Below are 23917 nucleotides of genomic sequence, written 5' to 3'. Positions count from 1 at the left end.
AGCGCGCGCTTCCTGGAGGCTAGAACGATGGATGCCAGTGAAGCCGGAACGATACTCATCGTGGACGACAACCCGAGGAACCTCGGTCTCTTGTCCGATACCCTGACGGGCTCAGGCTTCGAGGTCGCGGTGGCGGTGGACGGCGCGCGCGCCCTCCGGCTCGCCAGGGAGGGGATGCCGGATCTCATCCTGCTCGACGTGAAGATGGATGGGATGGATGGGTTCGAGACGTGCCGCCGGCTGAAGGGAGACCCGGCCACGGCCGCGATCCCCGTCATTTTCATGACGGCGAGCACGGACCTGTCCGCGGACCGGGTGAAGGGCCTGAACCTGGGCGCCGTCGATTACCTCGCCAAGCCGTTCCTGGACGAGGAGCTGCTCGCGCGCGTCCGGGTGCACACAAAGCTCAGGAAGCTGACGATGCGCCTCGCCGCGCAGGTGGAGGAGCGGATCGCGGCGGAGGCGGCCTTGCAGCGGCTCACGCAGGAGCTGGAGAGGCGCGTGGGAGAGCGCACAGTGGCGCTGGAGCGCGCGCTCGAGGGGCTCACGCAGGCGCAGGCGCAGATGGCGACGGTCATCCGCGCGGCGCAGGCGGTCTCGGGCGAGATCGTCCTCGACGACGTGCTCGACCGGCTGATGCGGCTCACGCTGGAGCACGCCGGCGCGCGGAAGTGCGTCCTCGTCCTCTCGCGCGAGTCCGGGCTGGTGATCGAGGCGTCGATCACGAGCGATCCGGACACGGTGGTGCTCGGGCTCTCGACGCCGGTGGGCCCGGGCGCCGATCTCGCGGTGTCGCTCGTGGAGGAGGTCGCGAGCAGCCGTCAATCGGTCTTCGTCTGGGACACGAGCCGCGACGCTCGCCCGGAGGACGCGCGGTACCTCGCCGGGAAGGGGCCGAGGTCGATCCTCTGCCTGGCCATGATGTGCCAGGGCGAGCTGATCGGCGTCCTCTACATCGAGGGCGACGCGGCGCCCGAGCCGCTGCTCGCGACGCAGCTGGAGACGCTCGGGCTCCTGGCCTCCCAGGCGGCGGTGGCCGTGAAGAACGCCCTGCTGTACGGGCACCTGGCGGACATGACGTCCGAGCTCCGCCGCTCGAACGAGCGCCTGGAGACCGAGGTGGCGCGCCAGACGGAGGAGCTCCGCCAGACGAACGAGCGTTTGCAGCGGGAGCTCGTGGAGCGCGCCCGGGCCGAGGAGGAGCGCGCGCGGGCCGAGGAGGAGCGCGCCGCGCTGCAGGCGGAGGTCATCGACGCGCAGAGCGCCCGGCTCGCCGAGCTCTCGACGCCGCTCATCCCGATCACCGATCACATCATGGTGATGCCGCTCATCGGGACGATCGACTCCGCGCGAGCGGAGCAGGCGCTCGAGGCGGCGCTGAACGGCGTCCAGGCGAACCGGGCGAAGGTCGTCATCATCGACGTCACCGGCGTGACGGTGCTCGACTCGGCGGTCGCGAGCACGCTGATGAGCACGGCGACGGCGCTGCGGCTGCTCGGGTCGAAGACGGTGATCACCGGCATCCGCGCCGAGCTGGCGCAGACGCTCATCGATCTGGGCGTCGATCTCGGCGCCGTGGTGACCAAGGGGACGCTCCAGAGCGGCATCGGTTATGCGCTCCGGCAGGCCGGCGACGGCGTGGCGGGCCTGCACGTCAACGGCAACAGCGCCCGCAACGGCGGCGCGGCCGGGCGCAGGAACGGCCATTATTAACGATTAACGACCGGCAGATCGCTGCCATTCACTCGCCGCGCCGGGGAGCGCCGCCCGGTACCCCAGGTAGCGCCCGAACGCGCGCATCGCCTGGTTCCAGTGCTTGGGCTCCTTCACCAGCATCTCCTTCACGCCGACGTCGGCCAGCGCGTCGCCCACCTCGATCCACCGCGGCTCGCGCGTCAGCGCGTAGGCGGCGCCGAACACGGGCACGATCAGCAGGTTGAGGTCGGCGGTCCCGCTGTCGTCGTACGCGTCGGTCTCGCAGCCCCACAGGTACCGGAACGCGCGCCCGTCCGAGGTGATGGCGCGCTCGGCGAGCCAGCCTGCCGCGCGCGCGACCACCTCGCGGACGCGCGGATCGCCGGTGAGCGCGTGGTAGTCCATGAGCGCGTCGACGAGCAGCGCGGTCATGAACGGGGAGCCGCCGCGCGGGCCGCGCTCGCACTCCGACGGATCGGCGCGGGTCAGGTCGTGCTCGAACGCGCCCGACGCGCCCTGCCGCTGCCACGCGACCGTGCGGTCCGCCAGCCCGCGCAGCGTCGACAGGAGCTCGGGCCGCGGGTCGAGCGCGTAGTAGCTCGACAGGGTCATCATCACCCAGGCCATGTTGCGCTCGGTCACGCGCAGCACGTCTTCCCTTCCGCCCGTGAGCGCGGCCTGGTTCTGCCGGAGGGCCTCGCCCATGGCGAGGACCGCCTCCCTGGCCGCCGGATCGCCGGTGAGCAGGTAGTCGTCGACCATCCCCTGACCGAGCATGCGCCGGAGGACCGGCCAGGAGAGGGGCGCCGCCGGGCTCCAGTCGTCGCGCTCGCAGACGTGGACAGCGAGGCGGCGATCGGGCGAGAACCTGAGCTCGTGCTGCCGGTACCAGACGGCCTCGGCGCGCGCGCGCCGGTAGCGCGCGGCGTCGCCGTTGCGGAGGAAGCGCTGGTAGAGCGCGTGCGGACCGTCGTAGTACGTGCGGTACGGGGCCGAGCAGGTGACGCCGTACGCGTCGTAGGCGGGCGTCATGCGGGCGAGCGCGCCCTCGATGCGGGCCTCGAAGCCGGGGAAGCGGCGATCGTCCATGGCCGGCAGCTGCGGCCCGGACACCAGGCTCGCCGCGTACCACGACGGCGGCAGCACCGCCGCGATCGGGCCGTCCGGGTTCGGCAGGAGCGCCTCGTCGAGCACGGCCGCCGGAGGGACCTGGAAGGGCTGCGGGACCTGGGCGAGCCCGGGGGCCGGGGCGGCCGGGAGGGCTGGGCGGTCGGCGCGCTGCGAAGGTGACGATGGCGAAGGGACGCTGAAATCCAGCGTGTAGATCGCTCGTTCTCCGGGCGCGAGCGCGGCGCCGAAGACGAGGAGCGCGCTGCGGATCGAGCGGTCCCTGGGCCAGACGGCGAGCGGCTTCGCGCGGAGCGGGACCGCCGCGCCGCGCGCGTCGCGCAGGCGGATGAACCGGACGTCGCGCAGCGCGCCCGGCGCGAACGGCACGGCCGCCGACACGACGGCTTCCGGCGCCGGCAGCGCGGCTCCCGGCGGGCGCTTTGCGGGCGCGCTCGGCGCGGCGTCGGCGACGAGCAGCAGCGGGACCGAGTCCGCGGGCGGCGGCGCCGGCAGCGCAGGCGCGCCGTGGGCCTCCAGGACGGCCCGCACGCGCGGCTCCACCCGGCGGGCGGCGGGCGCCCGGCCGCAGCTCGACAGGAGGAGCGGCGCTGCGAGGAGCAGCGCCGCGAGCGGGCGGCAGGCGGCGGGACTCGCCTTGGCGCGCTGCGCATCCATGCCGCATCCGATGCTCCGCGCCCGCCGCGCATCGCGGCAGCGCCATCGAGCGCGCGGCCGCGACGAGGCGGGCCGCTCGGCACGGCGCGCTCGCCCGATCGCGCTCGCCGGCGCCGCGGGAACGAGGGCCAACGGCGCGTCGAGCCCGCTCGGCAGGCCATCGGCCCGAACACCTCGGCCCCTCGCCGGCATCGAAGGGGAACCTGCCGCGATGCTGTGGGCTGTCCTGAGCGTGTTCGTCGGAGCGCTGCTGGCGCCGGCCCTCTACCGCGGGCTCGGGCGCCCGGCCGGCTGGCTCTTCGCGGCGCTCCCGCTCGCGGTGCTCGTGTTCGCCGCGCAGCTCGTCCCGAGGCCCTTCGCCGAGGGGGAGAGCCATCACGCGTCGCTGCCGTGGATCCCGTCGCTCGGCGTGGAGCTCGCGGTGAGGCTGGATGGGCTCTCGCTCGTGTTCCTCGGGCTCATCTGCGGCATCGGCGCGCTGATCTTCGTGTACGCGAGCGAATACCTGCGCTCGCACCCGCGGCTCGGGCGGTTTTACGCCTACCTGCTCCTGTTCACGGGATCCATGGCGGGCCTCGTGCTCGCCGACGACGTCATTCTCCTCTTCGTGTGCTGGGAGCTCACGAGCGTGAGCTCGTATCTGCTCATCGGGTGGGACCACGAGCGGCCGGAGGCGCGCAAAGCCGCCTTGACGGCGCTCCTCGTGACGGGCGGCGGCGGGCTCGCCATGCTCGCGGGCCTCGTCCTCCTCGTCGTGGTCACGGGAGAGACGCAGATCTCGCGGTTCTCGGGCGGCGTCGTCCGCGAAGGCCCCCTCTACCTGCCGATCCTGCTCCTCGTGCTCTCGGGGGCTTTCACGAAGTCAGCGCAGGTGCCCTTTCATTTCTGGCTCCCTCGGGCGATGGAGGCGCCAACGCCGGTCAGCGCCTACCTGCATTCGGCCACGATGGTGAAGGCCGGTGTCTATCTGCTCGCGCGCCTGCATCCAACGCTGGGCGCGACGCGACAATGGTACCTCGTCGTGACGGGCTTCGGCGCCGCCACGATGGTGGCGGGCGCGGCGCTCGCGGTGACGCAGAAGGACCTCAAGCGGATCCTCGCCTATTCGACCGTGAGCGTGCTCGGCCTGCTCACGATGCTCCTCGGCATCGGGACCCGGGCGGCCGTCTCCGCGGCGGTGGTCTATCTGGTCGCGCATTCGCTGTACAAGGGCGCGCTCTTCATGACCGCGGGGACCCTGGACCACGAGACCGGGACCCGCGACGTCACCCGCTTGCGGGGCCTCGCGCGGCTCATGCCGATCACCGCGACGGCGGCCGTGCTGGCGGCGATCTCGAGCGCTGGGGCGCCGCCCCTCCTCGGTTTCCTGTCGAAAGAGCTCTTCTACGAGGCCGTCCTCGGGCCGCCCTCGATGACGGAGGTCCTCGCCGGGGCCGCGGTCCTGTCGAGCGCCCTCCTGGTCGTGGTGAGCCTGGTCGTCGGCCATCGCCCCTTCTTCGGGGGTCCTCCGGCGGCGCCCGCGCTCCCCCACGAAGCGCCGCTGTCCTTGTGGCTCGGGCCTGCCGCGCTCGCGGCGGCGAGCCTCGTCTTCGGGGCGGCGCCGGCGCTCCTCGGTGACCTCCCGAGCGCGGCGGCGACAGCGATCCTCGGCCGGCCCGCGCCGCTCGAACTGCACCTGTGGCACGGCCTGACCCCCGTGCTCGGGCTCAGCGTCGCGACCCTCCTCGCCGGCCTCGGGCTCTTCCGTGCTCTCTCCGGCCGCGAAGGGCGCCTCCTCGACGCCGCCGCGCGCCTCGGGGCCTGGGGCCCCGCGCGCGTGTACGACGCTGCCTTCGCGGGGCTCCTCCGGTTCGCGGAGTGGCTGACCGCGCGGCTCCAGACGGGGCATTTGCGCCGTTACCTGCTCATCACGGCCCTGACGACGGTCGTGCTCGTCGGGACGCCTCTGCTCCGGAGCCTCCCTTTCACGATCCCGTCGCTCACGGTGGAGCTCCCGGAGCTCGTGCTCGCGGGCGTGATCCTCGCGTCCGCGGCCATGGCGACGCGCACGCAATCGCGCCTCGCCGTCGTCGCCGCGCTCGGCGCGATCGGCCTCTGCGTCATGCTCGTCTACGTGATCTTCAGCGCGCTCGATCTCGCGCTGACGCAGATCATGGTCGAGGTGCTGACGGTCGTCATCTTCGTCCTCGTCCTGCACCACCTTCCGCGCTTCGTGCCCCGATCCCCCGCGCGCGTGTGGATCCCGGACGCGATCGTCTCCGTGATCTTCGGGGCCACGGTGACCCTGTTGATCCTCATGTCGTCGACGCTCTCCCCGGAGCCGATCCTGCGCGAGTTCTTCGTGGCGAAGGGATACCCGGAGGCCCACGGTCGGGACATCGTCAACGTGATCCTCGTGGATTTCCGGGCGATGGACACGCTGGGGGAGTCCACCGTCCTCTGCGTGGCCGGGATCGGGGTCTATGCCCTGCTCGCGACCCGCACGCGGAAGGGGGCCTGAGCCATGCCCTCCGTCATCCTGCGCGCCGCAACGCCGGTCCTGATGGTGCTCCTCATCATCGTCTCGATCTATGCGCTCCTCCGCGGTCACAACGAGCCCGGGGGCGGCTTCCTCGGCGGGCTCATCATCGCAGCGGCGTTCTCGCTCCACATCCTCGCTCACGACGTCCCCTCGACGCGGAAGCTGCTCCGCGTCGCGCCTCAGACGCTCATGGGGCTCGGGCTCTCGACGAGCCTGCTCTCGGGCGTCATCGGGCTCGTGGCCGGCGGATCCTTCCTGCAAGGCGTGTGGGCGACCGTCCCTGTGCCGGGGCTCGGCGACGTCGCGGTGGGGACGCCGGTGCTGTTCGACGTCGGCGTGTATGCCGCCGTGATGGGCATGGTGCTCATGATCCTCCTTATGGCCGCGGAGATGAGCTCATGACGGTCCTCCTCGCGATCGTCGTCGGCGGGCTCTATGCGTCGGGGCTGTTTCTCATGCTCCGGCGCAGCATCGTGAAGCTCGCCTTCGGCCTCGTGCTGCTCGGGCACGGGACGAACCTCCTCATTCTCACGGCGGCCGGCGTCGTCCGCGGCCGTCCCCCGCTGATCCCCAAGGGCGAGGGGGCCTTCCACGCGCCGCCGGCCGATCCCGTGGCCCAGGCGCTGATCTTGACGGCGATCGTCATCAGCTTCGCGGTCGTCGCGTTCGCCGTCGTCCTCCTGCATCGCGTTCATCGGACGATGGGCAGCGACGACATCGACTCTCTCGAATCGACCCGCCCATGAAGGTGCTCCTCGTCCTGCCCGTCCTCGTCCCCCTGGCCACGGCGGCCCTCTCGCTCCTCTCCTTCCGGCGCGTGGGGAGGCAGCGCGCGCTCGGGCTCGTCGGGAGCGTCCTTCAGCTCACCGTCGGGTTCGCCTTGCTCCGCGCCGTGCACCGGGGAGGCATTCAATCGACCCAGCTCGGGGGCTGGCCCGCGCCGTATGGCATCACCTTCGTGGCCGACCTCTTCTCCGCGCTGATGGTCCTGCTCTCGGGCGTCATCGCGGTCGTCACGTCGATCTACTCCCTGTCGGACATCGACCGCGGACGGCGGGCGCACGGGTTCTACCCGCTCATGCACGTGCTCCTCATGGGGACGAACGGGGTCTTCGTCACAGGCGACCTCTTCAATCTGTACGTCTGGTTCGAGGTGACGCTGATCGCGTCCTTCGTCCTCCTGGTGCTCGGCAACGAGCGGCCGCAGATGCAGGGCGCGATCAAGTACGTCGCGATGAACCTGATCTCGAGCGCCCTGTTCCTCACCGGCCTCGGCATCCTCTACGGGTCCGTGCACGCCCTCAACATGGCCGATCTCTCGCTCAAGCTGCCGAGCCTCGCGCCGCCGATCCGGTTCACCCTCGCGATGATCTTCCTCGTCGCGTTCGGCATCAAGGCCGCTGTCTTCCCCCTCTTCTTCTGGCTGCCGGACTCGTATCACACGCCCCCCGTGACGGTCACCGCGCTGTTCGCGGGGCTCTTGACGAAGGTGGGTGTCTACGCCCTCGTGCGCAGCTTCACCCTCCTCTTCGTGGGCGACAGGGAGGCCACGAACGCGCTCCTCCTCGGGATCGCGGCCTTCACCATGGCCGTCGGCGTGCTCGGCGCGGTGTCCCACCAGGAGGTCCGGCGCATCCTCGCGTTTCACAGCGTGAGCCAGGTCGGCTACATGGTCATGGGCCTCGGCCTGTTCACGCTGTCGTCCCTCGCGGGGGCGATCTTCTTCGTCCTGCACCACGCCATCATCAAGTCGAACCTCTTTCTCATCAGCGGGATCATGCGATCCGGCGGGAAAGACGCTTCCCTCGACCTTCAGGGCGGGCTCCTCGCGCGGAGCCCCGGGCTCTCCGCCTGCTTCCTCGTCACGGCCCTCTCCCTCGCCGGCATACCGCCCCTGTCGGGGTTCTGGGCCAAGCTCATCCTGGTGCGGTCGGGGCTCGAGGTCGGCTCGCGGGGGGCCGCGGCCGTCGTCGCCACGAGCCTCGCCGTCGGCCTCGTCACCCTCATCTCGATGACGAAGATATGGAATGAGGCCTTCTGGAAGCCCGCGCCCGCCGAGGCCGACCTCGCCCCGCGCGAGAGCGGGGCGCGGCGTCGCGCGCTCCTGTACGTGCCGGTCGTCATCTTGACCGCGCTGGGCGTCACGCTCGGAATGGCGCCCGAGCCGCTCCTCGCCGTCGTCCGGCGGGCCGCCGCGCAGCTCGCCGATCCGACCGACTACGTGCGCGCCGTGCTGGGGGAGGGTCGCCCATGAGAGCCCTCGTCCTCAATCTGTTCCTGGCGATCGTCTGGGTGGGCCTGACCGGCCGCGCCACGGCAGGGGGCCTCGTCTTCGGCTTCCTCCTCGGGTACCTCTTGCTCCTCTGGCTCCGGCGCCTGCTCGGCCCCACGACCTATTTCGAGAAGCTGCCAGGGGTGCTGTCGTTCATGCTCTTCTTCGCGAAAGAGATGGTGCGGGCGAACCTCAGGGTCGCCCGCGACGTCATTTCGATCAGGCGAAAGAGCCGCCCCGGCATCGTCGCGGTCCCCCTGGATCTGACGACCGATCTCGAGATCACCGTGCTGACGATCCTCCTCGCCCTGACGCCAGGCACCTTTGGCCTCGACGTCTCGGGCGACCGTACGGTCCTCTTCGTCCATGCGATGTTCGTGGACAGCGCCGACGCGCTGCGCGCGACCATCAAGAGCGACCTCGAGCGCCGCGTGAAGGAGCTCTTCCGATGACCCCGCTCCTGCTCGTCGCGATCGCCGTCGTCACGGTGGCGTTCGTCGTCGCGTTCATCCGCCTCCTGCTCGGGCCGAGCCTCCCCGACCGCGTTGTCGCCATGGACCTCATGGCGACGGTCGGCAGCGGGGGCATCGCCCTCTACGCGATGGTGACCGATCACGGCGTCCTCCTCGATGCGGTCATGGTGCTGTCGCTCATCTTCTTCCTCGGCACCATCGCGTTCGCGTACTACCTCGAGCGGCAGGGGGAGACGTCGTGATCCTCGAGTTCGTCGAGGGCGCGCTCCTCATCGTCGGATGCCTCTTCATGCTGCTCGCGGCCGTGGGCATCCTGCGCATGCCGGACCTGTTCACGCGACTCCAGGTGACATCGAAGGCCTCGGTGTTCGGGATGACGTGCATCATCGCGGCCTCCGCCCTTCATTTCTACGACCCGGCCGTCACCACCCGGGCCATCGTCATCATCGCGTTCGTTGCGCTGACGATGCCCGTGGCGACGCACTTGCTCGCTCGCGCCGGCTACACGACGAGCACGCCCCTCTCGCCGGAGACCGTGGTGAACGAGCTCGCCGCGCATTACGATCCGGCGACCCACACCCTCGCCGGCACGGAGCCGAGGACCCGCACGTTCGAGCTCGCGCCCGGGGCCTCCGTCATCGGCAAGCGTATCGCCGAGCTCGGCCTGCCTGCCGGCGTGCTCATTCGCGCCGTTCACCGCGAGGGCGGGACGGTCGTGCCCCGAGGCCAGACGATCCTCGAGGCCGGCGACAGGCTCGACGTGCTCGTGGAGCCGGCGGAGCTCGGCCGCGTGCGCGACATCTTCGAGGCCTAGCTCGATCCCTGATGAACCGGCTCCGTATCCTCACGCTCAATCTCTGGAACCGCAAGGGCCCCTGGGACGCGCGCCTCTCGCTCATCCGCGAGGGCCTGGGGAGCTGGGATCTCGAGCTCGCCGATCGCATCCGTGCAGGCTGGCCAGACGGCCCTCCCAGGAACCAGGACTTTCTCGCTTGGCTCGGTCGAGACTACGATCGTCTCGCTGCCAGGACAGCCACAGCCTCCTCCACGCGAGCGCTCAGGGCTGGATAGAGCCCACCGTGCACGCCGGAGCGCCGAAGCAGGGCAGCGGGGCCACATCTTTCTACGATCAACGGAATTCCGTCGCCGGATAGGCGACCGATGCATGATTTTTGTGACGGAACTGCTTGGACGCTCGCCGTGTTTGGACATACTCGTGCCCTCGATGGCTTGATCGCGTCCGGGGGGCAACTGCCTGCCTGTTCGGGTCACGCCGAGAAAAGGAGACTTATGTCACGGTGGTTGAAGCTCTCGTTGCTCGCCCTTGGGGCCAGCACTCTCTTGGCCGCGTGCGGGGATGACGGGGAATCGCCCGCTGGCACCAGCAGCACGTCGTCCACGGCCGGCTCGGGCGGGGGCGACGCCTCGACGAGCACATCCGCGTCGGGGAGCGGCGGCGGTGACGGCGGAAACGGCGGCGGTGACGGCGGAAACGGCGGCGGTGACGGCGGAAACGGCGGCGGTGACGGCGGAAGCGGCGGCGGCGCGTCCCTGCGGGCCGAGGCGGAGATCCAGGGGCTGAACGCGAGCGGCCTGACCGGGACCGCGGCTTTCGCGCAGACCGGAGAGGAGGTGACGCTCACCATCATGCTGTCAGGCTGCCCTGAAGGCGAGCACTCCGCTCACATCCACGAGAACAAGAGCTGCGGCAGCAACGGTAATGATGCGGGCGCCCACTGGGTGCCCAACGGCGAAGGACTCGGCAGCTTCACGTGCGATGCGAGCGGCAAGGGCACGCACACGGTCAAGCGCGGGACCGACGTCTGGACCGTCGGCGACGACGCGGACACCGACGTGACGAAGTACGCGATCGTCGTGCACGCCGCGGCAGACCCCGACGCGGGCGGCCGCATCGGCTGCGGCCTCATCGAGCAGGAGTAACCCTCCGCGGAGCTCGTCCGTCCGGGCCTCCGGGGGGCGTATCGGCCCCCCGGCTACCATCCCGCGGCGGGTGGCCAGCTAGCGAGACTCGGAAACTTTCTTCGAAGGCATCACTGCGCATGCCGGACCTGTTCACGCGCCTCCAGGTGACATCGAAGGCCTCGGTGTTCGGGATGACGTGCATCATCTCGGCCTCCGCCCTCCATTTCTACGACCCGGCCGTCACCACCCGGGCCATCGTCATCATCGCATTCGTTGCGCTGACGATGCCCGTGGCGACGCACTTGCCGCGAGGCCAGACGATCCTCGAGGCCGGCGACAGGCTCGACGTGCTCGTGGAGCCGGCGGAGCTCGGCCGCGTGCGCGAGATCTTCGAGGCCTAGCACCAGAGCCGCACCTCGACGCCCCCGGCGCTCGGCGAGAAGGCGTGTTTGCCAGCCTCGTCACCCTATCCTATCCTATGCGGTTCGTCCGCTTGCGCCGCTTCCATGGGGCGAGCCGGGACGAAGGGGGGTTGTAATGAACAGAATGATGCTGGTCGCTGGGTCGCTCCTCGCTCTCACGGGGTGTGCTGGGAACGTGGACGCTCCCGGCGCAGGCGGAACCGACGACGCAGACGGGTTCGAGACGGCGCCCGGGCCGCTCCGGGCGGGTGACGTCATCGCGTATGCGGCCGAGACGTCCCACCCGTACGCCGGTGGCTGGAAGCAGGCGATCACCTCGCCGGGCGCCACGTTCGTGCGCGTGCACTTCAACGACTTCTCTCTCGCGAAGGGTGATTATGTCACCGTCTCGAGCCCCGACGGCGCGCAGTCGTTCCGGTACGAGGATCGCGGCCCGAACGGGGACGGCGACGTCTGGGCGTTCGCCATCGACGGCGAGACGGCGATCGTCGAGCTGCACAGCCGCACCGGCGGTGGCCACGGGTTCTCGATCGCGGACATCGGCCACGGGACGCTCGCGCTCGACCCGGATCCTGTGACGTCGGGCGAGGCGACGCCGCACAGCGTCTCCCTCGAGAGGAGGCCCGGCGGAGGCACGCCCGATATCGTGTGCGCCACGGAGGGCCGCGAAGCCATCGCGTGCCACGAGCTCAACGCCCAGCAGAGACCTGTGGCGCGGCTGAGCTTCGTGAGAGACGGGGGCATGTACCTGTGCACGGGGTGGCTGATCGCCGGGAAAAACCGCAACACGCTCATCACCAACAACCATTGCATCAGCACCCAGACAGAGGCGACCAGCGTCGAGGCCCGCTTCGGTTACCAGTATATGGACTGCCTTCGCTCGACCATGGCAACCGATCAGCGCTTCGCTGGCAGCACCCTCCTCAAGACGAATAGCCGGACCCGCACCCGTTCCAGAGGTGGCCTCGATTACACGCTGATCCAGCTATCGGGCGACCCCCAGACGACCTGGGGCGTGCTCACTCCGACGACGAAGGCACCCAGCGTCGGCAACCTCATCAACTTCATCCAGCACCCGGGCGGGCGCCCGAAAGAGATCGGCTTCTGGAGGGATGACGCGCATACCCTCCGCTGCCAGATCGACGCGATCGATCAGACCTACTCCGGCACGCTCTCTGGATCGCAGATCGGCTACTCGTGCGACAGCGAAGGCGGATCGAGCGGGTCGCCGATCATCGACGCCGGCACGGGCAGGGCGTTCGGCCTCCACCATCTCGCCAACGTCGCCTGGTTCTCCTGCAGGAACGGAGGAACAGAGATGTCCGCGATCTGCGCGGACGCCGGCGACCTCATCAGCTGCGTCAACAATTGAGTCGGACACAGTTGTGTCGCGCCTCCGCTGCTCCAGGCCAACGGCGCCGGTGTCGAGCGCCTTGAGCCCGCCCGCCCCTCGCGCCGCGATCGGGTAACAGCGGCGATCGTGCGCGCCAGGCGCCGTGTTAAGCGTCGCCGCACCATGCAGGCGCCCGACACCGATCCCCCCCCGCCCTCGGAGCCGCTCCAGGACAGCGCCCCCCCGGCCGAATCCCCCACGCTCGCCAGCCGCGGCGCCGCCTCCCGGCGCCCGCCCGGGCGCCGCTGGGCCGTCGGGCTGCTCAGCGCCCTGCACGCCCCCGTCTTCGCCTGGGCCGCGCTCTCCCTCCCCTTCCGGCCGTGGACGCTCTTCGCCGTGGCCACCGCCGCGCTCGCGCTGCTCCACGCCGCGACCGCCGTCCTCTCGCTCCTCCCCCACCCGCTCGCGCCGCGCGCCTTCCGCGCGACGTCGTTCTGCTCGCTCGGCTACCTCGCCTTCCTGAGCTTCGGGCTCCTCTCCTCCGCCGTCTACGTCGCCTCGCTGAACCGCGGCCTCGGCACCGGCATCGCGGCGGCGCTGCTCGCGGTCTGGGCGGTCGTCGCGCTGCTCACGCTGCCGTTCGCGTGCTGGGGCGTCGCCTCGACCGGCGGCCTCCGCCTGCTCCGCGCGAAGCGCCGGCCCTCGCGCGCGCTCGCCGCGCTCGCCGCGCTGGTCGTCCTGGCCGCCCTCTCGCTGCTCTTCCGCCACCGCGTCGCCAAGGCCGACGTCGTGCCCGTGCCGGGCGGCGCGCCGTCGCGCACCGGGGCGGCGCTGCGCGAGGCGCTCGCTTCCTTCGACGCGCTCCCGCCGCCGCCGGCCAAGGCGCCCTCGCTCATGACCACGGCGCCGGCCGCGTGCGCCGCGCCCCCGGAGCCCGGCCGCCCCACCCTCGTCGTCACCCACCTCACCGGCGGCCGCGACCCCGAGCGCGCCGCCGTCGCGAGCCGCTGCCTCCAGCCCGCGCCGGGCGAGGACGCCGCGGCGGCGCTGCGCGGCGCGCTCGCCGAGGCCCTGCGCGGCCCGCTCAAGATCGACGTCGTCTCGGCCACGCAGCCGCTCGCCTCCCCCGGCCCGGGCCTCGACGGGCTGTCGCTGCGCCCCGGGCTCGACGGCCTCTGCCTCGCGGAGCGGTGCCTCATGCCGTGGCAGCTCATCGCGCTCGACGCGTTCAACACGAACGCGCCGCTGGCCGGCGTCCCCGACTTCCGCTTCGGCGTGGATCTCGCGGTCCTGCGCCGCGCCCTCGGCGAGCCCGAGCCGCCCGGCGGCCCCACCGCCGGCGGCGCCGCGCTGCGGGACGGCCTCGTGCGGATCGAGACGCTCAGCTACGCCGTCGACGCCGACGGCGGGCTCCACCTCCTGTCGCGGATCGGAGAGCCGTCGGTCCCGCTCACCGAGGCGACCGCGCAGCAGGCGGCGGCCGCGGCCCAGCGCTACATCCTCGGGGCGCAGCGGAAGGACGGCATGTTCCGCTACATCGTCGACCCCTTCACCGGGCGCGCCTCGTTCGACGGGTTCTCGATCGCGCGGCAGGCCGGCACGACGCTCGCCCTGTGCGAGCTGGGGGTCGGCGCCGAGGGCGTGCCTGCGTCGCCGGAGCTCGCGAAGGTGGTGCAGCGCTCGCTCGGGCTGCTCACGAAGCTCGAGCGCCGGGCCGGCGAAGGCGACTCCGTCGGCGCGCTCTTCTACCCCAAGGACAGCCCCGGGACGATCGCGGGCCTCAACCCCACGGCGCTGAGCCTTGTCACGTTCCTCTCGTGCCGCGACGCGCACGGAACGCACGACGCGCTCATCGGGCGGCTCGCCCGCATGGTGCTCGCCACGCAGCGGGACGACGGCGGCTTCGCGCCGCAGCTCGACCTCGTGCGCGTCGCGCCCGTCCTCGGCCCGACGCAGCTCTACGAGGGAGGCCAGTCGGTGCTCGCGCTGACGCTGCTCGAGGCGCTCGCCGCCCGCGAGCCGAGCCCCGAGTACCCGCCCGCGACCGCCGTGCGCGCCGCCGTCGATCGCGCCATGGACTACTACGCGAACCGCTACTGGGACCATTTCGCCAGTGATTTCGTGTACATGGAGGAGAACTGGCACTGCCTCGCGGCGCGCGCGGCGCTCGGGCACCACCGCCGCGACGACTACGAGCGGTTCTGCCTCGACTACGTGGCGTTCAAGTCGCGGCTCGTGCTCGACGAGGACAGCAAGGTGACGCCCGATCTCGTGGGCGGGTACGGGTTCGGCAACGTGCTGCCGCCGCACAACACGGCGACGGCGGGGTTCGGCGAGGCGCTGGCCGCGGCGATGGCGGTCAAGGAGGCGCGCGGCGAGGACCTCGCGCCCGACCAGGCGCTGATGCGGCGGGTGCTCGGGTTCCTCGTGCGGCAGCAGTGGTCGCCCGCGACCTGCTTCGCCTGCAGCCGCGACGTGATCATCGAGGGGGGCTTCAGCGAAAGCATGGCGTCTCCGCGGATCCGCATCGACTACGTGCAGCACGCCTGGGCCGCGCTCGGCCACGGGGGCCGGATGCTCGGGCTCGTGCCAGGGCGGAGCGCGCCGGCGGCGGGGCCTCTGTGAGCGCGGGCGGCGAGGGAGAGGCCGTCGTGAGCGCTGGCGCCGGCGGTGGACCGAGCCCGCAGGGCGGCGCCGTGAGCGCCGGAGCCGGCGGTGGATCGAGCCCGCGCGGGGCCGCTCGCTTCGGCGAGCGCCGGGCGTACGCGTACGGCGTGACCGCCGCGTTCCTGCTCCTCATGCTCGCCCCGCTGTTCCGCCGCCCTCCGGTCGACAGCTTTCCGCTGTCGACCTACCCGATGTTCTCGTGGGGCCGCCACGACGCGCGGACCGCCGTGGAGCGCGCCGTCGGCGTGGACTCCCGGGGCGGGCGGCGGCCGATCCCGCCGCGCCTCGTGGGCAGCGAGGAGGTGCTGCAGGCCAAGGCCACGCTGGCGCAGAGCATCCGCCAGGGCGCCCGCGCGGCCCGCGCGCTCTGCCGCGGCATCGCGTCGCGCGTAGCGGCGCAGGACGGCTACGCGGATGTCGTCGCGGTCGAGATCCGGACCGACACCTTCGATGCCGTCGCGTTCTTCGAGGGGCAGGAGGCCCCGATCGACGCCAAGCTCCACGCGACGTGCAAGGTGGGCGCGCGATGAGGCGGCTTTTTGCGCGGTTCGACCGCGCCTTCTTCGCGGAGGCGCCCGCCGAGCGGCTCGCGCTCTTGCGGCTCCTGGTCGGCGGCTTCGCCCTCGTGTACCTCTGCGTCCGCGCGGTGCACTTCCAGCGGGTCAGCCACCTGCCGCCGGAGAGCTTCAGGCCCGTCGGCGTGGTCGCGGTGCTGTCCGCGCCGCTCCCCCTCTGGGCGGTACAGAGCCTCCTTGGCGCGGCGATCGCCGCCGGCGCGGCGTTCGTGGCGGGCTACCGGTTCCGCGTCGCCGGGCCCGTCTTCGGCGCGCTCCTGCTCTGGGTGCTGAGCTACCGGAGCTCCTGGGGCATGGTGTTCCACACCGAGAACCTCCTCGCGCTCCACGTCATCGCGCTCGGCCTCGGGGCCGCGGCGGACGCGCACTCGCTCGACGCGCGCGCCGCGCGCGCGTCGTCGGAGCGTGCCCCCGCGCCGGCGCCGGACGGCCGCTATGGCTGGCCGATCCGGCTATTCTGCGCGATCACGGTGATGTCGTATTTCATCGCCGGGGTCACGAAGCTCCGGAACAGCGGCCTCGACTGGGCGACGAGCGACATCCTCCGCAACTACATCGCTTACGACAACGTCCGGAAGATCGCGCTCGGCGACACGCACTCGCCGCTCGGCGGCGCGCTCGTCCGCTATCCGTTCCTGTTCCCGCCGCTCGCGCTCGCCAGCCTGGCCATGGAGCTCGGCGCGCCGCTCGCCCTGTTCAGCCGGCGCGTCGCTGTCGTCTTCTGCGGCGCCGCGTGGCTCTTCCACCTCGGCGTGCTGCTCACGATGGCGATCCTGTTCCCGTACCCGCTGCTCGGCGTGGCGTTCGCGGGGTTCTTCGAGCTGGAGAAGCTGCGCGATCTGAGGCGCCCGCGCCGCGCGTGAGCGCAGCCATCGGGGACGGGAGGTCGTGAGGGGCGCTCCCGGGCTCGCGCGCCGCTACGAGGGCTCGATCGGCTCCTCGTCGAACGGCTCGCAGACGAGATAGACCTTCTTCCCGCTCGGATGGATCGCGAGCGTCGCGTAGCGCGGGCAGGCGAAGCACTCCCGCGCGTCCACCGTCGCCGCCCGCCGCGGGCAGCGCACCCGCCGTGGCTCGGTGCCTCCCCCCTCGACCTCGATCCACACCAGCTTGTCCGATTCCTCCAGATGACAGGCCATGGCGCCCTCCTCCCGCGGCATCCGCCGATGAAAGGAGGTTTGCAATCATCGAGCCGGAAGATGTCGACCCGCGGCGCCGCCATGGCGAGCCGCCAGGACCGCACCCGGCTCGCGCCTGTTGCCGTCGATTCCCATGCTTCTTCACGGCTCCTCACGTCGCCGCTCGGCGGCGGGGCGGGCTGCTGCGCCTCGCCCCGGGCTCCGGGGCGCACGCCCTGCGCCGAGAGGCGCGCGGAATGCATTTACGATGCACGAGGGACGGGCCCTGCCGCGCCGGCCGGGCCCACGCCTCGGCGAAGCGCGTGGCGCACCCCTTGCTGCGTCGTACCTGCTGCGGTGGACGCCGCAGCGCTCTTCACAGGGGGGTCGCGATGGCAGACTGGCTCGTCGTGCTGCTGGCGGCTGCTGGAGGCGTCGTGGGGTTGATCGTCGGGACGAGAAGCCTGCTCGCCCGGCGGCATTACCACACCTCGGAGACCACCCTGGTCTGTCCACGGACCGGGGCTCCCGTGCGGTGCCGACTCGTCGTCGACGGCCGCTCCGAGGAGTCCGTCGAGGTCGCACACTGCTCGCTTCTCCCCGGCGGGCGGCCCACGTGCGAGCAGGACTGTGTGAAGCTCCTCAACCTGGGCATCCGGCTCGCGCCCCTCGAGCCGGCGCGTCCACAACGAACGCACGAGCGCCCTGACGCGGGCGAGCCCGGCGCGGGCGAGGAGCCCGGCCCGCCCTCGCCCTGATGGGACCGGGGGCTCGTGGCGCGCAAGGCGTGCGCCGCCCCGCACTCCCTGCATCACGCAACGCGCCGGCCGCCCGCGGCCGCCTGGGAGCCGTGATGGCACATCGCGTGCTGTCGTGGCCGGAACCATGGCTTTCCAGATACCGAAGATGGCGACCCGCTCCTCGGCCAACCTGCCGATCGCGATGGTCCTCCTGGCGACTGGCTCCCTGCTGTGGATCCGCGCCGCGCTGCGCACGCCGGGCGCGCTGGACATGACCCCCAGCGTCGACGGCTGCCTCACGGTGGGGATCGTCGGCGTGCTGCTCGCGTTGCTTCACGGCGTCACGTACCCGACAGCGCTCCTGTCGATCGCGGCCCCGATCGCCCTCGTGCAGTTCCTTGCCACCGGGGGTTCGGGGTTCGCTTTCCTGCCCGTGCTGGGGATCGAGCTCACCGCGTTCGGCCTCTTCGGCCTGCCGCTCTCCCGGCTGCCTCGCCGCCGCCCTGCCGTCGCGGCGCCGGCGCGCTCGCTGAGCGCGGCGCACCCGTCGCCCTCGTGAGCAGCCAGCCGTTTGCGGGTCGAGCGACGCGCCGCGGTGTCGCCGCGGCGCGGTTCTACAGGCGTCGCTCCGGCCCCGCGCGAGCGGGGCCTTCGCTTTCGCCGCGGATCAGAACTCGAACTTGTCGAACGAGTTCAGGTCCTTGCACGCGTCGACGAGGCGCGCCGCCACGCCCTTCTCGCCGAGGTGGAGCCAGCCGCGCGGGTCGATGTACTTCTTGTTGGGCTTGTCCTCGCCCTCGGGGTTGCCGAGCTGCGACTTCAGGTAGGCGCCCTTGTCGTCCATGTACTTCTTGATGGGCTGCGTGAAGGCCCACTGCGTGTCCGTGTCGATGTTCATCTTGATGACGCCGTAGGACACCGCCTCGCGGATCTCCTCGCGCGACGAGCCGGAGCCGCCGTGGAACACGAAGTCGACAGGCTTCGGGCCCGTCTTGCGCTCCTTCTGGATCGCGTCCTGGGAGTTCTTCAGGATGGGCGGCCGGAGCTGCACGTTGCCCGGCTTGTAGACGCCGTGCGTGTTGCCGAACGACGCGGCGATCGTGAAGTTGCCGATCGGCTTCAGCGCGTCGTACGCGGCGAGCACCTCCGCGGGCTGGGTGTACAGCTTGGAGTTGTCGATGCCGCTGTTGTCGACGCCGTCCTCCTCGCCGCCCGTGACGCCGAGCTCGATCTCGAGCGTCATCTTGAGCGCCGCCATCTGCCGCAGGTACTTCTGGCAGATCTCGAGGTTCTCGTGGAGCGGCTCCTCGGACAGATCGAGCATGTGAGAGGAGAACAGGGGCTCTCCGTTCTTCTCGAAGAACTTCTTGCCGTGCTCCAGCAGGCCGTCGATCCACGGCAGGAGCTTCTTCGCGGCGTGATCGGTGTGCAGGATGACCGGCACGCCGTAGGCCTCGGCCAGGTTCCGCACGTAGTGCGCGCCCGCGACGGCGCCCGCGATGGCGGCTTTCTCACCCTTGTTGTCCAGGAACTTGCCGCCGAAGAAGTGGGCGCCGCCGTTCGAGAACTGGATGATGATGGGGCACTTGGCCTCTCGGGCCGCCTGGAGCGCGGCGGTCGTGCTGTGCGAGCCGATCACGTTCACGGCCGGCAGCGCACACTCGACGCTCTTCATGTACTCGAACAGCTCCTGAAGAGCGGAGCCAGTGATCACGCCGGGCTTGAGCTTCATCTTGGACATGGCACTTGAATCCTTGTTCGTTGCTCGGGTCTCGCCCGAGCATGCAACGCGGCGAAGGAAAGAGGAAGGGTGGATCGGATCCGCAGGGCGGGCGGGTCCGGGTACCATCGCCAAAGCCCAGGGAGCAAGCGGATTCTCCGCTGGCTCCACGGTGGAATGATCACCCCACGGCGAGCTTGCCCTCGCCGAGCAGCCGCCCGGAGATCCGCATGCAGGCCTCATCCATCTCGCCCGAAGAGCTCCTCGCGTCCCTCGCGGAGGCCGCGCAGGGCCTGCTGTTCCCCAGCGAGTCCGATCACGAGCTGCGCCCGTTCCGGTCGCGCGGGGACGCGTCCTCGCCGGCCGCGCTGCTCGCGGCCGAGGGCCTCGGCGCGGCGACGCCGGTCGAGGTCACGACGGCGGGCGATTTCTTCGCGCCTGTGATCGACGTGCCCGGGGACACCGGCGACGCGGCGCTGGCCGAGGCGGGGCGGTACCGGCGGCTCGTGGACCTGCTGGAGCGCCACCTGACCGACGTCCGGGTCTACCGCGTCGGGCGCGTCGCGATCGATGTCTACGTCGTCGGCCGCCATCCGTCCGGCGCGTGGCTCGGCCTCGTGACGAAGGTCGTCGAGACCTGAGCGCGCCGCTCAGCGACCGCCGGCGGGCCCGTCGTCGACGCGCGCCTCGAGCGTCCGCTGCACGGCCTCGGGGAGGGCGGTCATGAGGTCGTAGCCCGCGCGCCGCTCGATCTCGTCCACCGTCGTCCGGTACTGCCCCCAGCCCTGATCGAGGATGCCCGTCTCGTTCGGCATCACCACCGCGATGACCCGCGTCGCCGGGCCGACGTCGCCGGGCCCCTGCCCCGGCTCGAGGACCACGGCGACCTTGAAGAACGCGTCCGGCACGGCGACGTCCTTGCCGATGGTGGCGGCCGGTCGCTCGCGCTCGTCGAAGAGGCCGCCGGCGATCAGGAACAGCGCCCGCCGCTCCTTCTGCGCGAGCTCCTGGCACGCCTCCTCGAGCCTCAGCCACGGACCGGCGTTGAGCTCGTGCCGCTGCGGCAGGATGTTCGTGAGGAGGAACGTCGCCTTGTTGTCGTCGGGGTTCCGCGTCCGCTCCTCGGAGCGGACCATGTGGCCTCGATCGAAGCCGGAGCCGGTGTAGTCGTCGTGCTGCACGCGGTACCAGCCGTCCGGCAGCGCGCTGTCGGCCAGGAATTTGCCCCGATGGCGGGGCGCGTCCCCGAACGACGCGGCGTCGAGCCTCCAGCCGACCCAGTTCGCCACGTTCCTGGAGCGGTTGTAGGAGAGGGCGTACTGGGGCTTGATCATCAGGTGATCGTCGGACGCGTCGGCCCGCGCGGCGCGCGCTCCCGTGCGGGCCGGGACGCCGAGCTCGAGATGCGGGCTCGGCGCGGGCGGGCGCGAGGAGGGCGCGTCCTTCGGCGGAGCGCCCTTCGGCGGAGCGCCCTTCGGCGGCGAGGCGCTGCCGGATCGGCCGGGCGTCGGCGATGGCCTGGAGGGGCGGTCGCCGCCGAGGTCGAGGCCGAGCTCCTCGAGCACGCGATCGAGGCCGCACTTGACCCCCACCGCGCTGAGCCCGGTCACGAGGAGCGCGACGAGCACGCGCGAACCCCAGGACTTCTGTTGTCGCTTCCTGTTCGAGCCCACGTCGACGCTGCCAGCTATCTACGGCAGGGACGGCGCGGTCGTCCAGCGCGACCTCGGCGAGGCGAGCAGCGCTCGGCCTGAAAGGCGCGCCGGTACGTTTTGCTTGAGCGTGCCGCCGCGACTCTCCATGGTTTCCGGAGCGCCGATGGAGGAGCCGGAGCCCAGCGATCTGCGACGCCGGAGGACGCGCGGCTCCGCGGCCGTCGCGGTGGCCGCGGCGACCGGCGCCCTCGTGGCCTTCACCGACGGCGAGGCCACGGCGTCTCCCGCGCAGGAGCAGGCCCCTGCGGCGCCCGCGGCGGCCACGCAGGGCGCCCGGGTCACGATGCCGTCGCCGCTCGGCCCCACCGAACCGCCTTACCCGCCCGGCGGCGTCGGCGATGCGACCGTGGTCGCCCGCATCACGGTGTACGCGGACGGTACCGTGGGCGCGGTCGAGGTGGAGGGCGAGGAGCCGTTCGCGAGCGCGGCCGCGCGCGCGGCGCCGTCGTGGCGGTTCGAGCCCGCCCGGCGCGACGGGCGGCCCATCGGCGCGCGCATCCTGTTCCCCGTGAGGTTCCGCGATCCTCGCGCCGCGGCGCCGGCCGCGCCTCCTGCGGCGCCCGCCGGGCCCGCGCGGCCCCTCGGGAGCGTCGCGACGGTGCCGCCCTCGCCGCCGGCTGCCGCGCAGGCCATCGACGTGGTGGTGGTGGGCGAACGCGGGGCGCCGATGACGACCTCGATGACGCGCGAGGAGGTTCGCCAGGTGCCCGGCGCGTTCGGCGATCCTTTCCGCGCGATCGAGGCGATGCCCGGCGTGACGCCCATCGCGTCCGGCGTGCCGTACTTCTTCGTGCGCGGCGCGCCGCCGGGCAACGTCGGCTACTTCATCGACGGCGTGCGCGTCCCGCTGCTCTATCACGTGGCGCTCGGCCCCAGCGTGATCCACCCGGCGCTCGTCGAGCGGGTCGATCTCTACCCCGGCGGCTTCCCGGCGCGCTTCGGGCGCTACACCGGCGGCGTCATCGCCGGCGAGACCCGGGAGCCGGCGCGCCTGCTCCACGGCGAGGCCAACCTCCGGCTCTTCGACGCCGGCGCCCTTGTCGAGGCGCCCTGGGCCGACGGCCGCGGCACCGCGCTCGTCGGCGGGCGCTACGCGTACCCGGGCGCGCTGCTCGCGCTCTTCTCGCCCGGCATCGAGCTCGGCTACTGGGACTACCAGGCGCGCGTCACCTACGACGCCTCGCCGTACGACCGGGTCGGCCTCTTCGCCTTCGGGTCGCACGACTACCTCGCCCAGATCGAGGACGACGGCGACAAGGACGTGGTGCTCGCCGGCGACTTCCACCGGCTCGACCTCCGCTACGACAGGTTCTTCGCGCGCGGCGGCCGCCTCCGGCACGCCATCACGCTCGGCCACGAGGAGAGCGAGAACCAGGACGGGGAGCGGGCCGGGCGCGCCCGCCTCGTCGGCGCGCGCGTGGAGCTGTCCGCGCCGGTCTCCGAGCGGCTGACGGCGCGCGCCGGCGCCGACGCACAGCTGGAGCGGTTCGACATCGACATCCGCGAGAACGACGGCGACTTCCCGACCCGGAACGACAGGGCGCTCGCGCGCCTCTTCACGAGCCGGGAGGACCTCGCCGCGGGGCTCTGGGCCGACGTCGTCGTCCGCGTCGCGCCCGGGTTCGAGGTGGTCCCGGGCCTGCGCGGCGACCTCTTCGCGTCCGGCGGCGCGACGAGGGCCACGGTGGATCCGCGGCTCGCGACGCGGCTGCAAGCGACCCCGCGCGTCGCCCTGCTGAGCGCCTTCGGCGTGACCCACCAGCCGCCGAGCTTCCTCGGCGCGGTGCCCGGCATGCAGGTGGGCGGCCTGCGCGGCGGCGTGCAGACGGGGCTCCTGGCGAGCGCCGGCGTCGAGCTCCGCCTCCCCGGGGAGATCAAGGCCACGATCACCGGGTTCCGGAGCGGCTTCCTCGACCTGAGCGACGCTCTCGGCAACCGGCCTCCCGGCACCGACGCTGGCCTCGCGCAGCGGGCCGAGCTGCGCGGCGACGGCAGCGCCCACGGGCTGGAGATCCACGCGCATCGCAGCCTGTCGAAGCGCATCGGAGGGTTCGTGTCCTACACCCTCTCCCGCTCCGTCCGCCATGTCGGCCGGGAGAGCTTCGACTCGGCGTTCGACCGCCGCCATGTGCTCAACATGGCGGGCGCTGTCGACGTGGGCCGCGGCTGGAAGCTCGGGGGCAGGGCGGTGTTCTACAGCGGCATTCCCATGACGGTCGATTACGACCTCTGGGACAACGACGGCGTCGATGGGCAGCGCCCGGATGGCAACGACGACCGCCCCGACACGGAGCAGGACATCCGGCGCCGCGAGCAGCTGCGCGAGCGGATCGCCCAGGTGGTCCGCCGGCTGAGCCTGCCAGAGCGGCTGCCGGCGTTCTTCCGGCTGGACGTGCGGCTCGAGAAGCGGTGGATTCTCCGCGAAGGACGGACCCTCTCGCTCACGGTCGAGGTGCTCAACGCCACCGCTGGAAAAGAGACGCTGCAATACGAGTGCTCGCTCCTGCGCGGATGCGAGCCGGAGACGCTCGGACCCATCATCCTGCCGAGCATCGGCGCCGAAGCGACCTTCTGAGCGGCATTGACGTCATCGCGCCGCGGGCAGCGCTCGCGCTCACCAGGAGCGCCGCGGCTGCGCGCCCGCGCCGCGCCGAGGATCGCCGGGATCACCCGCGGGGGCGCGATCGCCCGTGCCCCCGCGAGCGCAATGCAGCGGAGCCACAAAAATCCCATATCGATTCACCCAACGACTTCCGTGCCGCGATGGCGTCTCCTGGCCATGACATCCGGCAAGAGCGATAAAGCAGGGAGAGATTTGTTCGCCAGCACAGAAGTCGTCGTGATGACGCCTTCCCTGGCACATGTGCCGGGACCGGCAGCCGGCGTCACCCCCGTGCAAATCATTGCGGCATCCCGCAAAGCCTCGTGCAGCGTCCACTCCTCACGACGGGCCGCGAG

Annotated in this window: 22 protein-coding genes; 18 read left to right on the top strand and 4 right to left on the bottom strand. The window is 71.8% G+C overall.

What is annotated here, in order from left to right; genetic code table 11:
- The first annotated feature begins 27 nt into the window (after positions 1-27).
- Complete coding sequence (locus WME95_RS11040) at positions 28-1713, top strand: response regulator (protein ID WP_437908348.1); 1686 nt, start codon at positions 28-30, stop codon at positions 1711-1713.
- 3 nt (positions 1714-1716) lie between these two features.
- On the opposite strand, the gene WME95_RS11035 is transcribed toward WME95_RS11040, so the two are convergent.
- Positions 1717-3480, bottom strand: coding sequence for a hypothetical protein (locus tag WME95_RS11035; RefSeq protein ID WP_437908347.1), 1764 nt, complete (start codon positions 3478-3480; stop codon positions 1717-1719).
- A gap of 211 nt (positions 3481-3691) precedes the next feature.
- Here WME95_RS11035 and WME95_RS11030 point away from each other — a divergent pair, with 211 nt between their 5' ends.
- The 13 genes from WME95_RS11030 (at position 3692) to WME95_RS10970 (ending at position 16529) form a co-directional block, all read left to right on the top strand.
- Positions 3692-5980: a putative monovalent cation/H+ antiporter subunit A gene (locus WME95_RS11030; RefSeq protein WP_437908346.1), complete on the top strand. Its 2289-nt coding sequence runs from the start codon at positions 3692-3694 to the stop codon at positions 5978-5980.
- Between the two features lie 3 nt (positions 5981-5983).
- Positions 5984-6403 (top strand): Na+/H+ antiporter subunit B, encoded by a 420-nt coding sequence (locus WME95_RS11025; protein WP_437908345.1) that lies wholly within the window; start codon positions 5984-5986, stop codon positions 6401-6403.
- The gene (locus tag WME95_RS11020) at positions 6400-6747 is read left to right on the top strand and encodes a Na+/H+ antiporter subunit C (protein ID WP_272101619.1); all 348 of its coding nucleotides are present in this window, start codon (positions 6400-6402) and stop codon (positions 6745-6747) included. The genes WME95_RS11025 and WME95_RS11020 overlap by 4 nt, the downstream gene beginning before the upstream one ends.
- Positions 6744-8255: a proton-conducting transporter transmembrane domain-containing protein gene (locus tag WME95_RS11015; protein WP_437908344.1), complete on the top strand. Its 1512-nt coding sequence runs from the start codon at positions 6744-6746 to the stop codon at positions 8253-8255. Before WME95_RS11020 ends, WME95_RS11015 begins: the two co-directional genes overlap by 4 nt.
- Complete coding sequence (locus tag WME95_RS11010; RefSeq protein WP_437551647.1) at positions 8252-8725, top strand: Na+/H+ antiporter subunit E; 474 nt, start codon at positions 8252-8254, stop codon at positions 8723-8725. The genes WME95_RS11015 and WME95_RS11010 overlap by 4 nt, the downstream gene beginning before the upstream one ends.
- Positions 8722-8988 carry a monovalent cation/H+ antiporter complex subunit F gene (locus WME95_RS11005; RefSeq protein WP_437551645.1) on the top strand — a complete coding sequence of 89 codons (267 nt, stop codon included), beginning with the start codon at positions 8722-8724 and terminating at the stop codon, positions 8986-8988. The genes WME95_RS11010 and WME95_RS11005 overlap by 4 nt, the downstream gene beginning before the upstream one ends.
- Positions 8985-9560 carry a monovalent cation/H(+) antiporter subunit G gene (gene mnhG / locus WME95_RS11000; RefSeq protein ID WP_437908343.1) on the top strand — a complete coding sequence of 192 codons (576 nt, stop codon included), beginning with the start codon at positions 8985-8987 and terminating at the stop codon, positions 9558-9560. The genes WME95_RS11005 and mnhG overlap by 4 nt, the downstream gene beginning before the upstream one ends.
- Positions 9561-10036: 476 nt before the next feature.
- The gene (locus WME95_RS10995; RefSeq protein WP_437908342.1) at positions 10037-10687 is read left to right on the top strand and encodes a superoxide dismutase family protein; all 651 of its coding nucleotides are present in this window, start codon (positions 10037-10039) and stop codon (positions 10685-10687) included.
- Positions 10688-10806: 119 nt separating this feature from the next.
- Positions 10807-11070, top strand: a complete 264-nt coding sequence (locus tag WME95_RS10990) for a monovalent cation/H(+) antiporter subunit G (RefSeq protein WP_437908341.1) — start codon at positions 10807-10809, stop codon at positions 11068-11070.
- Positions 11071-11206: 136 nt separating this feature from the next.
- Entirely contained in the window at positions 11207-12463 is a 1257-nt protein-coding gene (locus WME95_RS10985) for a trypsin-like serine peptidase (protein ID WP_437908340.1), read from the top strand.
- A gap of 144 nt (positions 12464-12607) precedes the next feature.
- Positions 12608-15049 (top strand): hypothetical protein, encoded by a 2442-nt coding sequence (locus tag WME95_RS10980; RefSeq protein ID WP_437908339.1) that lies wholly within the window; start codon positions 12608-12610, stop codon positions 15047-15049.
- A gap of 26 nt (positions 15050-15075) precedes the next feature.
- Positions 15076-15621 (top strand): hypothetical protein, encoded by a 546-nt coding sequence (locus tag WME95_RS10975; RefSeq protein ID WP_437908338.1) that lies wholly within the window; start codon positions 15076-15078, stop codon positions 15619-15621.
- Positions 15618-16529, top strand: coding sequence for an HTTM domain-containing protein (locus WME95_RS10970; protein ID WP_437908337.1), 912 nt, complete (start codon positions 15618-15620; stop codon positions 16527-16529). Before WME95_RS10975 ends, WME95_RS10970 begins: the two co-directional genes overlap by 4 nt.
- Positions 16530-16583: 54 nt before the next feature.
- Here WME95_RS10970 and WME95_RS10965 read toward each other — a convergent pair whose 3' ends face one another.
- Positions 16584-16805, bottom strand: coding sequence for a hypothetical protein (locus WME95_RS10965; RefSeq protein WP_437745380.1), 222 nt, complete (start codon positions 16803-16805; stop codon positions 16584-16586).
- 371 nt (positions 16806-17176) lie between these two features.
- On the opposite strand from WME95_RS10965, the gene WME95_RS10960 reads away from it, so the two are divergent.
- The gene (locus tag WME95_RS10960) at positions 17177-17542 is read left to right on the top strand and encodes a hypothetical protein (protein ID WP_437908336.1); all 366 of its coding nucleotides are present in this window, start codon (positions 17177-17179) and stop codon (positions 17540-17542) included.
- A gap of 127 nt (positions 17543-17669) precedes the next feature.
- Entirely contained in the window at positions 17670-18083 is a 414-nt protein-coding gene (locus WME95_RS10955; protein ID WP_437908335.1) for a hypothetical protein, read from the top strand.
- A 108-nt stretch (positions 18084-18191) separates the two neighbouring features.
- Here the strand turns inward: WME95_RS10955 and fbaA are convergent, their stop codons facing one another.
- The gene (gene fbaA / locus WME95_RS10950) at positions 18192-19265 is read right to left on the bottom strand and encodes a class II fructose-bisphosphate aldolase (protein ID WP_437551623.1); all 1074 of its coding nucleotides are present in this window, start codon (positions 19263-19265) and stop codon (positions 18192-18194) included.
- 209 nt (positions 19266-19474) lie between these two features.
- On the opposite strand from fbaA, the gene WME95_RS10945 reads away from it, so the two are divergent.
- On the top strand, positions 19475-19885 hold the full coding sequence (locus WME95_RS10945; protein WP_437908334.1) for a nuclease A inhibitor family protein: 411 nt from the start codon (positions 19475-19477) through the stop codon (positions 19883-19885).
- 9 nt (positions 19886-19894) lie between these two features.
- Here WME95_RS10945 and WME95_RS10940 read toward each other — a convergent pair whose 3' ends face one another.
- On the bottom strand, positions 19895-20917 hold the full coding sequence (locus WME95_RS10940; RefSeq protein WP_437908333.1) for a DNA/RNA non-specific endonuclease: 1023 nt from the start codon (positions 20915-20917) through the stop codon (positions 19895-19897).
- Between the two features lie 145 nt (positions 20918-21062).
- Between WME95_RS10940 and WME95_RS10935 the strand changes: the two genes are divergently transcribed.
- Positions 21063-23534, top strand: coding sequence for a TonB-dependent receptor plug domain-containing protein (locus WME95_RS10935; RefSeq protein WP_437908332.1), 2472 nt, complete (start codon positions 21063-21065; stop codon positions 23532-23534).
- Positions 23535-23917 lie beyond the last annotated feature (383 nt).

It is taken from the genome of Sorangium sp. So ce327 (assembly GCF_051530205.1).
GTDB lineage: Bacteria > Myxococcota_A > Polyangia > Polyangiales > Polyangiaceae > Sorangium > Sorangium cellulosum_B.
Note: the sequence above shows the minus strand (reverse complement) of the source record. Positions and strands in the feature narration are given on the sequence as shown.

What these genes read in the sequence shown, in the direction of transcription:
- WME95_RS10980 (WP_437908339.1), top strand. Translation starts at nt 12,608, where the DNA reads ATGCAGGCGCCCGACACCGATCCCCCCCCGCCCTCGGAGCCGCTCCAG.
- WME95_RS10985 (WP_437908340.1), top strand. Translation starts at nt 11,207, where the DNA reads ATGAACAGAATGATGCTGGTCGCTGGGTCGCTCCTCGCTCTCACGGGG.
- WME95_RS10995 (WP_437908342.1), top strand. Translation starts at nt 10,037, where the DNA reads ATGTCACGGTGGTTGAAGCTCTCGTTGCTCGCCCTTGGGGCCAGCACT.
- WME95_RS10965 (WP_437745380.1), bottom strand. Translation starts at nt 16,805, where the DNA reads ATGGCCTGTCATCTGGAGGAATCGGACAAGCTGGTGTGGATCGAGGTC.
- WME95_RS10955 (WP_437908335.1), top strand. Translation starts at nt 17,670, where the DNA reads ATGGCTTTCCAGATACCGAAGATGGCGACCCGCTCCTCGGCCAACCTG.
- WME95_RS11035 (WP_437908347.1), bottom strand. Translation starts at nt 3,480, where the DNA reads ATGGATGCGCAGCGCGCCAAGGCGAGTCCCGCCGCCTGCCGCCCGCTC.
- WME95_RS11030 (WP_437908346.1), top strand. Translation starts at nt 3,692, where the DNA reads ATGCTGTGGGCTGTCCTGAGCGTGTTCGTCGGAGCGCTGCTGGCGCCG.
- WME95_RS11015 (WP_437908344.1), top strand. Translation starts at nt 6,744, where the DNA reads ATGAAGGTGCTCCTCGTCCTGCCCGTCCTCGTCCCCCTGGCCACGGCG.
- WME95_RS11025 (WP_437908345.1), top strand. Translation starts at nt 5,984, where the DNA reads ATGCCCTCCGTCATCCTGCGCGCCGCAACGCCGGTCCTGATGGTGCTC.
- WME95_RS10960 (WP_437908336.1), top strand. Translation starts at nt 17,177, where the DNA reads ATGGCAGACTGGCTCGTCGTGCTGCTGGCGGCTGCTGGAGGCGTCGTG.
- fbaA (WP_437551623.1), bottom strand. Translation starts at nt 19,265, where the DNA reads ATGTCCAAGATGAAGCTCAAGCCCGGCGTGATCACTGGCTCCGCTCTT.
- WME95_RS10945 (WP_437908334.1), top strand. Translation starts at nt 19,475, where the DNA reads ATGCAGGCCTCATCCATCTCGCCCGAAGAGCTCCTCGCGTCCCTCGCG.
- WME95_RS11040 (WP_437908348.1), top strand. Translation starts at nt 28, where the DNA reads ATGGATGCCAGTGAAGCCGGAACGATACTCATCGTGGACGACAACCCG.
- WME95_RS11020 (WP_272101619.1), top strand. Translation starts at nt 6,400, where the DNA reads ATGACGGTCCTCCTCGCGATCGTCGTCGGCGGGCTCTATGCGTCGGGG.
- WME95_RS10990 (WP_437908341.1), top strand. Translation starts at nt 10,807, where the DNA reads ATGCCGGACCTGTTCACGCGCCTCCAGGTGACATCGAAGGCCTCGGTG.
- WME95_RS10935 (WP_437908332.1), top strand. Translation starts at nt 21,063, where the DNA reads ATGGAGGAGCCGGAGCCCAGCGATCTGCGACGCCGGAGGACGCGCGGC.
- WME95_RS11010 (WP_437551647.1), top strand. Translation starts at nt 8,252, where the DNA reads ATGAGAGCCCTCGTCCTCAATCTGTTCCTGGCGATCGTCTGGGTGGGC.
- WME95_RS10970 (WP_437908337.1), top strand. Translation starts at nt 15,618, where the DNA reads ATGAGGCGGCTTTTTGCGCGGTTCGACCGCGCCTTCTTCGCGGAGGCG.
- WME95_RS11005 (WP_437551645.1), top strand. Translation starts at nt 8,722, where the DNA reads ATGACCCCGCTCCTGCTCGTCGCGATCGCCGTCGTCACGGTGGCGTTC.